This is a genomic window from Collinsella sp. OM08-14AT (assembly GCF_003438115.1).
In the GTDB taxonomy this organism is placed as follows: Bacteria; Actinomycetota; Coriobacteriia; order Coriobacteriales; family Coriobacteriaceae; genus Collinsella.
The window spans coordinates 1-15,571 of the sequence record NZ_QSTE01000004.1 but is presented as its reverse complement, the minus strand read 5'-3'; the positions used below and the strand labels follow the sequence as shown (position 1 = coordinate 15,571).

Here is a 15,571-nt window from a genome sequence, read left to right as displayed (position 1 = left end):
CTAATCCTCCTTCTTTGCTACGTTGCCGTTGCTCCAAACGTTATGGGCACGATCGCTGCCGTCGATCCATTTGTCGTTCACACGCGTGTTCGTGCAGGTGAACGTGGCATCGTTCGCGCTCGATGCAGACGAAATCGTCAGCTCGGCAGTTTTACCGGGCGCCTTGCCCGGCGTGCTCAGCTCACCCTGGTAGCGCCATGCCCAAGCCGTATCTTCCTCGACGGTATAGATGCCAGCCGGAGCGGCGAACTGCACGCTGCCGACATAGCAAGTTTCACCGTTTTCGTCGCGCTGCTCGCTAACTTTCACCTCGACCATGCGCGTCTCGGCAGGAGAATCCTGCGACATCTTTCGCGTTACCTTAAAGCGGAACGTTTGCCCCATAGCGCTGACATCGGTCGTCTTTTTAACGATCGTCAGCGCATGAGTCTGGGCAAAGTTGAACACGGCTTTGCCGGGGCCCTGATCGCCCTCGCCCGTCTTCTTGGACTCCAGACGGTTGGCCAGGTCGAACGAGCCGTCACCCGAACCAAGGCTGTAGAGCGAGACAAACTTGCCGTTTACGGGCTCTTCCGCCACAGAAACACCCTCTGTACCAGGCCCGTAGCTTGCCCGCATTACCGTAACGGTCAGCCGCGTTCCCATAAACGGCTTGGCAAAGCAGACCTTAAACGGCGCCTTGTCGGCACTGTCATCGACGGTGTTGGCGGCGGCGGGATCGAGCAGCCACTTAAGCTGGGCGGTCATGGTTTCGGACTTCGCGGGATCAGACGTATCTTTGGCAACCACGCGATATGTAACGGGATACAGGTCCATGTCGCCCTTAATTGGCTCGTCCTTAAACACATCCCAAGGCTTCGTATCACCATCGGCGCCCACATATCGCCACTCCAAGAAGAGCTCACGCATATCGCCATTGGCGGCCGCACGCTCATCGAGCAGCGCGACGATCTTGGAATGGGCGTCCGGGTCGTATGCCACGGACTTTTGCTCCATCATGGGATTCCCGCTGTTGTCATAGACGGGGCGGCCGTTCTCATCCATTTTGGGAACATCAACCGTATAGACGAAGCCGGACTTGCCGTCCTGCGCACGCTCGTCGCCCGAGTCGACCGTCGCCGTAAAGAGAACCGACCCGTCGACACCGTGATAGCGCACCTTATGCGGCGCAATCTTGTACACCGCAGTGTACATCGCGCTCTTAAAGGGCTCATTGCCCTCGAGGGGATACTTGTCGTCACCGGTCATCAGGGTGTACTTGTTATCGGATTCATAGTCACGCGACCAGCCGACAAAGTCGTACTTGGTGCCATCCTTGCCGACAACCTCAGTTGCAGCTTTTACCTCCAGCGAAATTTGATCACCAGAGTCGGTCCGCGAAAGATAACGCACAGAACCGGGGTCATCCAGATTGGCATCGATATTCGATTGAACACGCACCGCGCTGGCGCGGTAGACCGGATACAACTCCATGGGGGCCTTGACCACGGTGCTTTTATTCACCATGGAAACGTCGTCCGACCAAACGACATAACCGTTGCCAGCTACCGGCTTAGTTTCCGTCCAGCCCACGAAGGCATTGTATGCGTTTGTTGCAGCATCGATATCGCCGACGTTATACGTTGGCAGCGGGATGCCGTCCTTAAGGCTGCCGAGAGAATCGCCCTGCTGGGCTACCTTACCGTCCACATCCCTGGCATTGAGATGGTACACAACCGCCAACGGCGAATAGTACGCCACAAATGTATAGGCCCCGCCGGGTTCCACCTGATGGGAATACGAGTTATCGCCGTTAGGTTCGATGTCTTCAACTTCGCCATTCGGAAGCTCGATCTCAACCTTCTGCAACTTATACAGCTCACCGCCTGCTTTATAAACCGGAGTCGTGACGTCAGGGGTCACCGTTGCCGTAGCAGGGTCGGTGCCCGCGTTGATAACGGGATCGATGTCGTACCTAGGCACATTAACCTTGTCCGTGCCCTTAAAACCGGCGCGATACAGGTTGGTGGTGTACCTAACATCGTACTTCGCGTACACCGGATAGGCATCCTGCCACTGGGTGACCTTAAAATCTGGTTTCACCAGATACGGTTCGGCCTTATCCGGGTCAGAAGTGGTGAAGGAATCGCCCTCGACATCGTAGATATACTTCCAGACGTCAGAATCCCTCTGGACCTCGGCGGTCGAAATCCAGCCCAGGAACTTATAGCCCGGCACGGCCATGTCGGCATCGGTCGGGGAAGCTTCGAGGGTCAGGGGGCTCTCATACGATCCCTTCTCACCATCTTCTGGCTTTTCGGCCACTTTAACCGACTTATTAACATGCGGGTAGTAATACGTGAACGTCGGATCCGCCCCGTTCACCTTGGTCTGCAGCAAGTTACTCTCATAGCGCCGCGTGGCAGTCCTCACGACATTATCGCCCTTGTTGTAGAAATTAACGTCCGTGGTAATCATCGCGCGAACGTAGTACTTCTTATCTGTACGCACCATGCTCTCGATGGGATTTTTCACATATGTCCAATATTCACCATCGCGCTCAAGCGTCCAGAAATTCAGGCGATAGCGATCATTCACCGGTTTGACCGTTACGTTCAGCGAAGCCGAAGTCCAAGTATCGCTTAGCGTTGCAGCGCCTGGAAAATCGGTATCGGCATAGAGGTTTTTTAGAGTATCGGCTCCCGTATCGTTTTTAACGTTGTGCGAGTACGCGTTAAGGGGACTCACGACAAGGGTTTCCTTCGTGAAGCGCGTGCCACACGTTTCATAACTATCCTTTATACCGTGGTCAACATGCTCCGGGCCCCAGTGGACGACGTTTTCACGCACGAAGGTACTACCGACGTTTTCCTCAAAGGGCGTTTGATAGCGATTCCAAACGGAACAAAGTAGCTTGCTGTCCGTAAACTCATGGTTGGTATAAGCCCGAACGTAATAATCCACTCGGTACTCAAAGCGGGCGATGTAGGTATGCGGCGCGGTTAAATCGACATCGGCGGGGAGCGTATAGCTGGGGTCGCGGCTTACGCGCACCTCGAGCGGGGCATCCTCGGTTCCCTTGTTTTCATACCAACCCAGGAAACGATAGCCGTCGGGCAGCTGGCCCTCCTCGGATATAGCTTTACCGGATACGTCGAGCACCTGTACGGTATACGCGCTTGTGCCATCTTCTGCAGTCTCAACCTTAACGTCAGTTTTGCCCACACCGTCGCGCCGAGTCTGATCGTCGGTTGCATCCTGCTCATTGCCCTCAAACACCGTCATGATGTTCGACACATAGTCGGTGTACACCGGATAAAAATCGGTAGGGCCAAGCACAGTGATCTCGGTGCCGGCAGGATAGAACGCACCGGCGTTTTTTAACTCGGCAAGCTCAGGCGAGGTGATGGCCGCGTAACCGCCATGCATCCCGGCCTCGCCACTCGGCTGCGTCGTCCAACCGATAAAGGTGGCGCTGGCAGAAAGAGTGCCGCGGTCCGCAGGGGCAGCCGGCGTTAAACCGACGCCATAGCGGTACCAGTCCGTCGACTTGTCGTGCTCCTCGCCGCTCTGCCACGCGAGCGTCTCGCCCTTGACGTTATAGAACAGTACCTGCGCCTCGTACGAAGCAATAAACAGGTCGTTGCCCTTAAAGGCCTCGGCCCCCTTCGCGTTATCGGCGGTATAGCTCGACGTTATCTCGTGCGCTTCGTTCTTCTGGACCTGCTTGCCAGCCTTAACGGCATCGGCATCGGTCTTGCCGTTAAACCAGGCGTTATCGGCATCGATACGGTTCACATTGACTCCGGGCTCACGGAACCAGCCCATAAAGCGGTAGCCGCCGTTGGCCTCGGTCAAACCCTCTGGCTTTGCGGAGGTATCCTGCTTAAACGTTACCGATGTATCGCCCTGGGCCAGGCCTTGGGCCGTTCCCGCCAGCACGGCGCTCACGGCAAAGGCGTACGGATCCGAGGTCGCCTGGTCTTTGCCAAGTTTGGTCTTCTCGATTGTCGCGGTGCCCGCACCGGGAAAATCGATCGTCGCCTTAACGCTTTGGCCATGCACGGGGATATTCAGCTTGTAATCCATCGCCCACTCATTGGTGTGCTGGCCACCCAGGGCATCGTCGTTGGCGGTCGAGCGCATGGTGCGGGCACAGAAGTCGTAGTCGTGCTCTTCCCATAGCTCACGCGTGATGTAGCGCTCGTCGTCCCACGGGCCATAGCCGTCGCCCTTAGTGGTACCGTCGCCGCCAAACGCGGGGATTTTCTTTTTAGCGGGATTACCCTGGCTATTGCCATTCAAGCTCACGCTCGGTTTAAAGTAGCACTCGGTGACCGTGGCATCATCCCTGTTGGCACGCGCGGCAATGCCGCCCAGGTTCACATCGTTTTGAATGATGGGGATCACGGCGATGGGATTGTACTGGCGCGAACTCAAATCGCCCGCAAAATGGCTGCGGACGAGCTCGTTGCCCTCGGCGGTCAAAATTCGGCCCGCCAGGCCGCCTGTCCACGCACGCGTCACGGCGACGACGCCCACATATGACGCGGCATAGCTGTAGCACTGCGCCGTCGAGAAGCAGTCGATAATCTTGGCCTCGCCCGCCATGCAGCCCACAAAACCCGAGGCGTACACGTTGTTGCCGCCCAGGGCGCCAATTGCCACGTCGTACTTATTGGTGACGTCGGTCATGCCCTTCTCGGCAATCGAGCCGTCGTCCTTACGCGTCGGCGTCACGCGGCAGTACTCGATAGTCGAGTTCTTAACGTAGCCGGCAAACGCCGCCATATACAGACCCTCACCGCCGAGCGCCTGCACGCCCGAGGTCGCGTTGTTGACGGCACGGCCGCCACGGACCTCGCAGTTGTAGAGGGTGCAGCCGTCGAGCTCGCCGGCGATGAGACCGCCCTCAAAACCTGCGTTGGTAATGAGGTTGAGAGCATTGTTGGCGCAGGTCACGTGCAGCGTGCTCTCCATGACCATAACGTTTTCGAAGCGCGTTTTGACGGCCTTGCCCACGATAATGCCACCGCGGAAGTCCGCCCACACGTTGGCGTCCTTGACCAGGAAGTTTTTGATGGTGGCACCGTTGGTCTCGGCAAAAAATCCCGTATCGCGCTCGGGGTCAAAAGCGTCTTTATCGTAGCTCAGGCCCTCAACGGTGTGGTTTTGACCATCGAACACGCCCTTAAACGGATGCTCCTTGTTGCCAAACGACAGATGCTTAACGGTGTGCGAGACAATGGTCTTCATGTCGTCATCATTAAGCACGATATCGTTATCGAGATAAACGCGCCAGCCGGACGTATCGCGCTCACGCGAAAGCGCCACGTACACCAAAAAGTCGTTCGCGTTTTTGATGTGGTATTCGTTTGTGTTCTCGGGCACGTCCTCGGCATGCACCACCGTTGGCAGCGCCATAACGCAGCAAAGGGCAATCGCTGCGACGGCAACCAGCCTGCTAAGCATGCCCCGGTTTATGTTCCTGATCTTCATAGGCTAGTTCGCCTCCGGCCAACCCACAACGTCAAGTACGTCGAGGGCGGTATCGCTTGTCTGCTGGTTTTTGGCCTGCACGGCCTGAACATCGATATCGAGCCTGAATGAGCCACCGCGCGCGGCATCATGGTAGTCGCCCACAAAACGCAGCGAGTCCATGAGGCTCTCCGTCATAGCATCGGGGTCGAGCACGCCGCCACGCCCGGTCAATCCACGGTAGTAGTACCACCCATCGCCGCCATCGATCCACGGAGACCCCTCGCCCGCGTTCACATGAAACGCGACGTTGTCCGAGGCATCCGCGCTCGAACCGTCGGGCGCCACCGACGTCATGCGCAGGCGCGCGCGAACGTACTCAGGCTGCGCGCCGACGTTCTCCACGCGCACAATGCGGCTGATGTCAGAACCCCCGGCCTTGGTGTCGGGATAGTCACCGTGCTCGTTGGGATCAAACGGAATCTCCTCGCCCTGCACGTTGAGGGTGTATTCGCAGACTCGTACCTTCACGCTGCCAAACGATAGGACGTTGTTCGCCGGAACCATATCAACGGTAAAAGCCAGCGTGCCGCACAGGCACGCCAGGGCCAACAGCGCCATCGCAGCAAGCGCCAAGGTGCGTTTCTGATTGTCGGAAAGATTATTGAGCATTACGTTCGCCAGTCGTCGATAAAAAGGGGGACCGAGATCCCAGCCCGAAAATGGGGATGGGGAGCGGGCCGGGATCTCGGTGGAGGGGGATTAAGCCTGAGTCTTAGCCCATTCCTTGGCCTGCTTAAGGGCATTCTGCGCGTCAGCATTTTCACCCTGCTCGGTGCCATTCTGGCCCGCGCCAAAGATGTAGGCAGAGACCGTCATCGTGGGAGCCTGTTTCGGGTCAGTAGTAGTCTCGACAACATCGGTGTTGTTCATGGCAGAGGGAATCGTCACGGCAGTGAAAAGCTCATCGGTATAAACGTCCTGCGCTGCTTTGTTGGCTTCGAGCTTTGCAGGCAGGTTCTCTGCGGCAGGGTTCTTGGAGTACATAAACAGACCGCTCACGTACTGGTTGCCAGAGTTGTCAGATTGGTTGGTCTTGACTTGACCCTCAACGGGCTTCCAATTCGTATTTTTGAGCGTAAAGTACGGGGTCTTTTCAAGGCTGGTGCCAGGCTTGACGATGGCATTCTTTACGTAAATGAATACGTATGCATCATCAGAGCCAGCCTTGATGCCGACATTGGGGTTCTTGGCCACAGTGGCGCCAGGAACCATCTTGGAGTTGGCAACCCACTGGGTCTCGAACAGGTAGGCCTTTTCAGTGTTCGGATTATCGGGGGCCGGTTTCTCGGGATCGGTCGGATCAGGCTTGTTTTCCGGGTGGCCAAAGCTACCCACCGTGAACACGTTGTCAATGTGCTCCTGCGCCGTCAGCCATGCATAGGTACCCACGCCGGCAGCCAGCACCAACAGCAACAGGGCGGCAATGATGCCGTAGCGCTTTTTCTTCTTGTTTTCCATCGTTCTCTTCCTTTCGAGAATCGTTTTCCCCGGCAACGGCCCCTACCGCCGCCGACGCTTTTCCCTGCCGCTATGAACGCCGCTCCCTCGCATGCACGCGGGTATGCTTGCCCGCAGGCTCGTCGGGAACCATCCGATCGAGCACAATCGACGCCGCGGCCAGCAGCGCCAGAACGGCCACCACAACAAGCAAACCGGGCATCGTCGTGCAATATGCGTTAACGAAGCCCAGGTAAGGGACACAAAAAGAAACAGTGCCGATAACACTCGAAAAAGGCGTCTGCTCGGCATCGTGCATGATGCTTCCGTCTGCATTTTTGTTCGCAATTCCCTGCGTGCCGATCATCTGCGCGGCAGGGTCGATCTCGTACACCTGGTGCGTCACCACGGCGCCGTCCGATCGGTAAAAGGTTGCATTGTCGCCCACGGTAATATCCGTTGGCTCAACCTGGCGGACAAACACCATGGAGCCAACGGGAAGATCGGGTTCCATAGAGCCCGAGAGCACAGCAAAGGGCATGTATCCAAATGCACGAGGAACAAAAGAAACAACGGCAAGGGCTATGACAAGCGCGAACGCCAAGCTACTCAAAAGTGCAATAAATCGTTTGAGTCTACGCGCCGTCAAAGTGATAATTCATCCCCCTTGAGGACCTATTCGACCCATCCAAAGGTCAGCAAGTTTCAACAGGAACCGCAAGGCGCTTGAAAAGTGAGTCCGAAATAAGCCAATTTGGAATCTTTTCGTAATAAAAACATAGCGATGTGCTACACATTTTTCAATGTTTTGTCGCTAAATGCTACTAATTTTGGCGTAAGTGGTCATTTATCCCCAAATTGGTCTGCTTTATCCAATATCTGTGACTAACCCCCTACGCAACTTCCCCATAGAGGGATTATTTTTTGCGAAACTAAAATAATGGTACCCCCCCCCCCACATTAAAACAAATTGCTGGAAGTGTCCTTTATTTCCGACCCCTTTTACTGGAGTTTTATGACAGCCCCATGTAGTTCGCAGCCCATAACCCTCTGAAAACCGTGTCCCAGAATTCCCGTCCGGAGTGGGATGCGGCTTCCGCTTGTGCCCCCGTTGGGAAGCCGTATCCCGCTTCGATCACAAATTCCGGGTCGCACTTTCCGCCAAGACCCTCAACCGGAAACTTCATCCCATTTCTCGACCGAATGCTGGGATGTAGTTTCCACAGAGCCCTTCACCGGGAAACCGCATCCCATTCCAAAGGCAAATTCCGGGACGCAGCTTCCGCAACTCCACCCATCCGGAAATCCCATCCCACTCCGCACACATCCGGGCATAGAGCAATCAGCTTATTAGGCCTTCCATCAATAAAGGGGCGCCCTCGTGTCACGAAAAAAGCCTCGAGAACTTCGAGGCTTTCACATTTGTATTGTTTTGCACGAAGGACCACGAACGGCGAAGCTACTCTCCCAGCACGGCCTTCTTGGCGGCTGCAGCCATGTTGTCCAGGTCTTCCTTGGTGGGATGGTCCTTCGCGGCAACCCAGTTGTCGAGCAGCATCTTAAATCGGGCGTTTTCGGGATCTTGCTCGAGCATGGCCTCGTAGCGCTGCTTGACCGCGGGGCCCATCTTGCCCTGGCACATCGCCCAGCCCGCAAGCTCGGCATCCCCAGCCAAATTGGAAGTTACGCGATCAATAATCTGCTGATAGTAGCTCTGGTCGGCGCCAAAACCGCAGGTGCCAAACAGGAAGACGCGCTTACCGTGCAAGGCGGAGAGCAACGCCGCGACCGAAGGCGTGCACGCGCCCTTGTCACACCAAAAACCGACGAGCACCGTGTCGGCCGCGCAGGCGCCCTGCGCCTCGAGCGCAACCTGATCTGCATCCGCATCGTCGCTCAACGCCGCGGCATGGACAAACTCAACGCCCGCAGCCTGCAGCGCGCGCTTGATCGCACCCGAAACCATCCTGGTATTACCGCTCTTGCTGTTAACCACCAAAGAGCACGTCATAGTCACGTTGCCTCGTTTCCCCCAAAACTAAAGCCACTAATGCAATTTATTAGATGAATATCTTAGTACTAACGTGACAGATGTAAACCACCGTCTGTCGATTGATTCATTTGCCCCACGGGCTTGCTTACTGGGCGAATTGGCTGCGGTAGAGTTCGGCGTAGAAGCCGCCTGCCGCGAGCAGCTCGTCGTGCGTGCCGCGCTCGATAATCTCGCCGTCGCGCATGACCAGGATGCAATCGGCGTTGCGGATCGTCGACAGGCGGTGCGCAACCACAAAGCTTGTGCGACCGGCCATGAGCTCGTCGAACGCCGCCTGCACCTGTAACTCGGTGCGTGTATCGATGCTCGAGGTCGCCTCGTCCAGCAAAAGGATCGCCGGATCGGTGAGCATGACGCGTGCGATGCACAGCAGTTGCTTTTGGCCCTGGCTAAACGTGCCGCCGTCCTCGCCGATCACTGTATCGTAACCGCCTGGTAGCTGCACGATAAACTTGTGCGCATGCGCGCGCTTGGCCGCCTCGATAACCTGTTCGCGTGTGGCATCGGGACAACCGTAGGCGATGTTTTCGGCCACGGTGCCCTCGAACAGCCAGGTATCTTGCAGCACCATGCCAAAGGCGCGGCGCAGGCTTGCGCGCGTGTAATCACGCGAGGAACGGCCATCGACCGCAATGCGACCGGCGTCGATATCGTAGAACCGCAGCAGCAAATTGATGAGCGTTGTCTTGCCACAGCCCGTAGGACCGACCAGGGCAAAGCGCATGCCGGGCTTAGCCTCGATGCAGATATCCTGCAGCAGCTTGCGGTCGGGCACATAGCTAAAGTCCACATGCTCAAAGGCGACCTCGCCCTGCGGGGCGGCAAGCTCTACGGCGTCCGACGCGTCGGGCTCCTGCTCGCGTGCATCGAGCAGTGCAAACATGCGGCGCGCCGAGGCGTACGCCGTCTGGATCTGCGTAATGACGTTGGTGACCTCGTTGAAGGGCTTGGTGTACTGGTTGGCGTAAGACAGGAAAATCTGCACGCCGCCCACCGTGAGCGCCGCAGGCACGCCCGTGATCACGCCCACGCAGCCGATCACAGCGACCACGGAATAGATGATGTTGTTGATAAAGCGCGTACCGGGGTTGGAGAGCGAGCCCATAAACTGAGCGCGTTCACCTGCCGTATAGAGCTCGGCGTTGAGGGCATCAAAGCGCGCTTGGGCGTTCGAACCGTAGGCAAACGCATCCACCAGCTTTTGCTCGCCCACATACTCCTCGATATGACCGCCCAGTTGACCCTGAATGCGCTGCTGCGCCGTAAAGCTCTTGTTGGAGAGCTTGGCGATGGCGCCGGCTGCAAAAATGGAAAGCGGCGTGACAAGCACCACCACGAGCGTCATGGTCAAGTTAATGGAGAGCATAAACGCGAGCGTGCCAACGATGGTGATGACGCCGGTGAAGAGCTGGGTAAAGCCCTGCAGCAGGCCGTCGCCCACCTGGTCGACATCGTTGACCACGCGGCTCATCAGGTCGCCGTGGGCATGGCTGTCGATAAAGCTGAGCGGCATGCGGCTGAGTTTGTCGCTTGCCTCCACGCGCATGTCGCGCACCGTCTCGTAGGACAGGCGGTTGACGCAATAGCCCTGCAGCCACTGGAAGGCTGCGGCTCCCACCACCACGAGCGCGAGCTTGGTGACAAGCGGCAGCAGCGAATCGAAGTCCACCTGCCCGGCGGCGACGATCAGGTCGATGCCCTCGCCGATGAGAATAGGTGTGTAGAGCTGCAAGATCACCGAGATGGCAGCGCTCACAAACGACGCCGCAAACGAAATGCGATGCGGGCGGACGTAGCCCAGCAGACGGCGAGTTACCGCGCCCACGGGATAGCGCTCGGGGTCGCCGGGCTGACGCGGGCCGTCACCCAAGTCGTTAAGGTTATCGTTGCCGGACACGTTAGCGGTCATCGTGGCAACCGAACCGGAAGAAGTGTACGGGTTCATTTAGCAGCCCTCCTCTGCGCAGGCGAATGTGGAGGCGATCGGGGCGCTTGGGACGGACGCGGGCGCCGCGCTCCCCTGCTGACCCTCGAGCTCCTCACGACGAAGCTGCGACTGGCAAATCTCGCGATAGAGCTGGCAGGTCGCGTACAGCTCGTCATGAGTGCCCAGGCCTGCAACCGAGCCGTGGTCGAGTACGCAGATCATGTCGGCGTCGCGCACGGTCGAGACGCGCTGGCTCACGATGACGGTCGTCAGCGGCAGCCCGCCCTCGGCGGCACCGCGCACGCTGCGTTCGCGAATGGCGTGACGAAGCGCCGCATCGGTCTTAAAGTCGAGCGCCGAGGCGGAGTCGTCCATGATCAGAATCTGCGGCGAGCCCACCAGGGCACGCGCGATGGTCAGGCGCTGGCGCTGGCCACCGCTAAAGTTTTTGCCGCCTGCCTCGACCGGAGCATCCAGGTCCTGGGGCTTGTTGCGCACGAACTCGCTGGCCTGCGCCATATCGAGCGCCGCCCAGAGCTCCTCATCGGTCGCCGCCTCATCGCGCCAGGTCAGGTTGCTGCGGATCGTGCCGCTCACCAGCGACGCGCGCTGCGGGACGGTTGCGACCACATGGCGCAGCTGGTCGAGCGGCCATGCGCGCACGTCGGCGCCCATCACGCTCACGCTGCCGGTGCCCGCATCGTACAGGCGTGGGATAAGCGAGACGAGTGTGGACTTGCCGCTGCCCGTGCCGCCGATGATGCCGAGTGTCTTGCCCAGCGGCAGCTCCAGCGTCACATCGTTGACGGCGTTGGCAGCGCCGGCGCCAAACGAGAAGCTCGCATGGCTCAAGCTCAGCGCGGAGGCCGGAGCGGCATTGCCCGTCGCACCCGGCTTGGGCAGCGCGACCGGCTGGTTGTCCCCGTCCGTGATGCTCGGCTCACAATTGAGCACCTCGTTGATACGCGACGCACTGGCGCTCGCCTTGGTAAAGACCACGACCAGGTTGGCCACGTACACGATGGAGGTCAGGGTCTGCGTCATGTAGTTCACAAACGCCATAACCTGACCCTGCGTGAGATCGCCCACGTTGACCTGGATGCCGCCCACCCACAGGATGGCGCACACGCCCAGGTTCATCACCAAAAACGTAACGGGGTTAAGGATCGACGAGAGCTTGCCCACCGCGATGGCAGTATTGGCCTGGTCATCGGCAGCTTGGGCAAAGCGCTCGCGCTCGTGGTCCTCGCGCACGAAGGCGCGAACCACGCGAGCGCCCGAAAGGCCCTCGCGGCAAATGAGCGCGATGCGATCGAGCTTTGCCTGCAGCTGCTTGTAGTAGGGAATGCAGCGCGCCATGACAAGCCAAAACACCAGGCCGATGGCGGGCGTGCAAATCAAGAAAATCACGCCAAGCTTAAGGTCGATGGCAAGGGCCGCGACCATGGAGCCCACCGCCAGGAAAGGCCAGCGGATGAGCATGCGCACGCCCAGCGCCACGGCAAGCTGCACCTGGTTGACGTCGTTGGTGATGCGCGTGATGAGCGACGGCGTGCCAAAACGGTCGAGCTCGGCATAGCTCAGTTTGTTGATGTGCTGGTAGAGCGCACCACGGATATCGGTGCCCATGCCCTGCGAGGTGAGCGCCGCCATCTTTTGGCAGACGAGCGTAAACGAGATGCCGATCACAGCCATGGCGGCAAGCACCATACCGTAACGGACGACGGCATCCACGTCGTGCGAGCCAATGCCCTTATCGATCATCTGGGCAATCACCAGCGGCGTCAGCAGGTCAAAGATCACTTCGATCAACTTGCACGCAGGGCCGATCACCATATATCGGCGAAACTTACCACCAAAACGCCTGAGCAACTCAATCATGTATAGGCGCTCCCTATCATCATCCACATTCAATTCGAACCATGATAGTACCGCCACCCCAAAAGAAGCGTAAACAACTCGTCATTTCTAACGGGATTCAGTTTTCAGAGGAGCATACGCGCACACCCAGCCAGTGGCGGGCCAATCGCTTGGTATACTTACATTAGTGCTACCAAGTTAGTCGCCGACCCTTGAAATGAGGTGCCGAGATGAACGACATTCTCGCGAGAAGAGCAAGACGAGCAACCTTGGGCATCGCCCTTTCCGCGGCACTTGTCGCGGGAATCGCCCCCGCAACGGCGATCGCGGCAGAAACCAGTTCCCCCACCGGTGCAGTTGCCTTGCAGACGGAAGATGCGGCCGCCGCAAAAGAAAAAGCGTATGCAGCCATGCAGGAAGCGCTCAAAAACCTCGAGGCCGCAAAAGACGCCGCAAGTCCCGAGAAAATTGCGGAAATCGATACTAAAATTGCCATTTTTCAAGAGAACTACGACACCAATTTGGCGCAAGCCGCCATATATAAGGAATCCCTTCCTACCATGCAAGCGAACGTCGATGCAGCTCAAGCCGAATGCGATAAGGCCCACAACCGGACAAGAGCCCTTGAGGCAGAATTAAATAAAATCGACTACACGACTCCTGCCGAAACTATTCGGCAGTTGCAAGAGGCGATCACAGAGGCAATAATGCAAGAAGATTTCTGTGAAGATAAGCTTGAGCACTGCCGAATGCGCCTCGAAAGTCATAAAAGCCTGATTAATTTCTTTGAAAGCGAAGTGGAGTTTAATAAAACCCATCTCGACGGAGAAACAGCCAAGCGGGATGCGCTCCTCGACGATTTGAAAAGAGCGCAAATAGCCTATGACGATGCCTGCAAGGCATACGAAGAGGCAAAGGCCGCGGCGGACAAGGCCGCCTCGCCCGAGATAACGCAACCGACCGAGACGACAAAACCCTCCAGCTCAGCGCAGCCGGCCGAGACGGCACAGCCCGCCAGCTCGCCCGCGACCGGCAAAGACGCTCCATCGAGCTCCACCAAGCAAGCAAATACGACCACCGGCAAGCTCGCGAACACGGGCGACACAGCGCCGAGCGCAATCGCACTCGCAGCAGTCGCCGCCGCAGGCCTCGGAATAGCCACCGCGGGCGTACGTCGCATCAAGAACTCAAAGTAGCTGCCAGCGGTTATTGTCTTCGCCAATCCACAAGCCAAGAGACAAAAAGAGGTCCGCTTCCCCAACCCAGGGAAACGGACCTCTTTACTTGAAAAAACAAATGGTAATGCCGCCGTCTCTTGTACCACGCAGCCATCAATGCCCAGACAACACTAGCAAGCCGCGTTCCTTAAGGGATAGATTTAATGGCTGTTAATCAAGGGGTATACGCGCACACCCAGCCAGTGTCGGGTCAAATAGCTTGGTATACTTACAGTAGCGCTACCAGCCGAGCCGCCGACCCTTGAAATGAGGTGCCGAGATGAACGACATTCTCGCGAGAAGAGCAAGACGAGCAACCTTGGGCATCGCCCTTTCCGCGGCACTTGTCGCGGGAATCGCCCCCGCAACGGCGATCGCGGCAGAAACCAGTTCCCCCACCGGTGCAGTTGCCTTGCAGACGGAAGATGCGGCCGCCGCAAAAGAAAAAGCGTATGCAGCCATGCAGGAAGCGCTCAAAAACCTCGAGGCCGCAAAAGACGCCGCAAGTCGCGAGAAAATTGCGAGATTCAATGATGACATTGCCCGTTTTCAAGAGCTCCGCGACAAGATGGCGGCGCAAGCCGCCGAATTGAGGGAATCCCTCCCCACCATGCAAGCGGACATCGATGCAGCCCAAGCCAAAAACGACGAGGCCATCAACCGGGTAAGCAAGCTCCAGGAAAAATTAGACAACAAACATGAGGAGCTTAAGGCAGTCGAAGCACTCGGCGACGAGGAGCTTGCCGAAACTATTAAACAGCAAATAAAGTCGTTGCACCAAGAGATCGTAACGGCAAAAGCGCGAGTTGACTTTTGCGAAATGGAGCTCCGCGAGGCCCAGGACCGCCTCAAAAGGCAGGAAAGACAAGTTAATGACCGTGAGCGTGATGCAGAGAAGTATAAAGCCCATATCGACCAGTTCACAGCCTGGCGAGATGCGCTCCTCGACAATTTGGAAAAGGCGCAAGCGGCCTATGACGACGCCTGCAAGGCATACGAAGAGGCAAAGGCCGCGGCAGACAAGGCCACCTCGCCCGAGATAGCGAAACCGACCGAGACAGTGCCTCCCTCCGGCTCAGCGCAACCCGCCGAGGCGACACCGCCCGTTGGCTCACCTGCAACCGGCAAAGACGCCCTACCAAGCTCCACCAAGCAAGCGAACACAAGCAGCGGCAAGCAAGCAGATACGACCGCCGGCAAGCTCGCAAACACGGGCGACACAGCACCGAGCGCAATCGCACTCGCAGCAGTCGCCGCCGCAGGCCTCGGAATAACCGCCACTGCCACACGCCGCATCAAGAACTCAAAATAGCTGCCAGCGGTTATTGTCTTCGCCAATCCACAAGCCCAGAGACAAAAAGAGGTCCGTTTCCCCACCTAGGGAAACGGACCTCTTTAACTGCAAAAATTCAAACAACAGCACCGCCGCCTCTTAAACTACGTAGCCATCAATGCCCAGACAACGCCAGCGAGCAGCAAAAGGCACGGGATTAAATTATTCAGATAAATGTGACCCTTCAGGCGGTTTTGGTCGGCTACCCGCGAGTGCCGGCAGGG

Annotated in this window: 9 protein-coding genes; 2 read left to right on the top strand and 7 right to left on the bottom strand. The window is 57.7% G+C overall.

Annotated elements, in window-relative coordinates; translation table 11 throughout:
- The 7 genes from DXC18_RS03480 to DXC18_RS03450 form a co-directional block, all read right to left on the bottom strand.
- Positions 1 to 5,403 (bottom strand): hypothetical protein, encoded by a 5,403-nt coding sequence (locus tag DXC18_RS03480; RefSeq protein WP_199412184.1) that lies wholly within the window; start codon positions 5,401 to 5,403, stop codon positions 1 to 3.
- Between the two features lie 78 nt (positions 5,404 to 5,481).
- Positions 5,482 to 6,129, bottom strand: coding sequence for a hypothetical protein (locus DXC18_RS03475; RefSeq protein WP_117716343.1), 648 nt, complete (start codon positions 6,127 to 6,129; stop codon positions 5,482 to 5,484).
- Between the two features lie 90 nt (positions 6,130 to 6,219).
- Positions 6,220 to 6,978 carry a SipW-dependent-type signal peptide-containing protein gene (locus DXC18_RS03470; RefSeq protein ID WP_117716342.1) on the bottom strand — a complete coding sequence of 253 codons (759 nt, stop codon included), beginning with the start codon at positions 6,976 to 6,978 and terminating at the stop codon, positions 6,220 to 6,222.
- Between the two features lie 70 nt (positions 6,979 to 7,048).
- Positions 7,049 to 7,570 (bottom strand): signal peptidase I, encoded by a 522-nt coding sequence (locus DXC18_RS03465; RefSeq protein WP_255413454.1) that lies wholly within the window; start codon positions 7,568 to 7,570, stop codon positions 7,049 to 7,051.
- Positions 7,571 to 8,416: 846 nt separating this feature from the next.
- Complete coding sequence (gene bilS, locus DXC18_RS03460) at positions 8,417 to 8,968, bottom strand: flavodoxin family protein BilS (protein ID WP_117716340.1); 552 nt, start codon at positions 8,966 to 8,968, stop codon at positions 8,417 to 8,419.
- Between the two features lie 127 nt (positions 8,969 to 9,095).
- Entirely contained in the window at positions 9,096 to 10,955 is a 1,860-nt protein-coding gene (locus DXC18_RS03455; RefSeq protein WP_117716339.1) for an ABC transporter ATP-binding protein, read from the bottom strand.
- Positions 10,956 to 12,818: an ABC transporter ATP-binding protein gene (locus tag DXC18_RS03450; RefSeq protein ID WP_117716338.1), complete on the bottom strand. Its 1,863-nt coding sequence runs from the start codon at positions 12,816 to 12,818 to the stop codon at positions 10,956 to 10,958.
- 209 nt (positions 12,819 to 13,027) lie between these two features.
- On the opposite strand from DXC18_RS03450, the gene DXC18_RS03445 reads away from it, so the two are divergent.
- Together DXC18_RS03445 and DXC18_RS03440 are read left to right on the top strand one after the other, a co-directional pair.
- Positions 13,028 to 13,993 carry a hypothetical protein gene (locus DXC18_RS03445; protein ID WP_117716337.1) on the top strand — a complete coding sequence of 322 codons (966 nt, stop codon included), beginning with the start codon at positions 13,028 to 13,030 and terminating at the stop codon, positions 13,991 to 13,993.
- Between the two features lie 301 nt (positions 13,994 to 14,294).
- On the top strand, positions 14,295 to 15,326 hold the full coding sequence (locus DXC18_RS03440; protein WP_117716336.1) for a hypothetical protein: 1,032 nt from the start codon (positions 14,295 to 14,297) through the stop codon (positions 15,324 to 15,326).
- Positions 15,327 to 15,571: the final 245 nt, after the last annotated feature.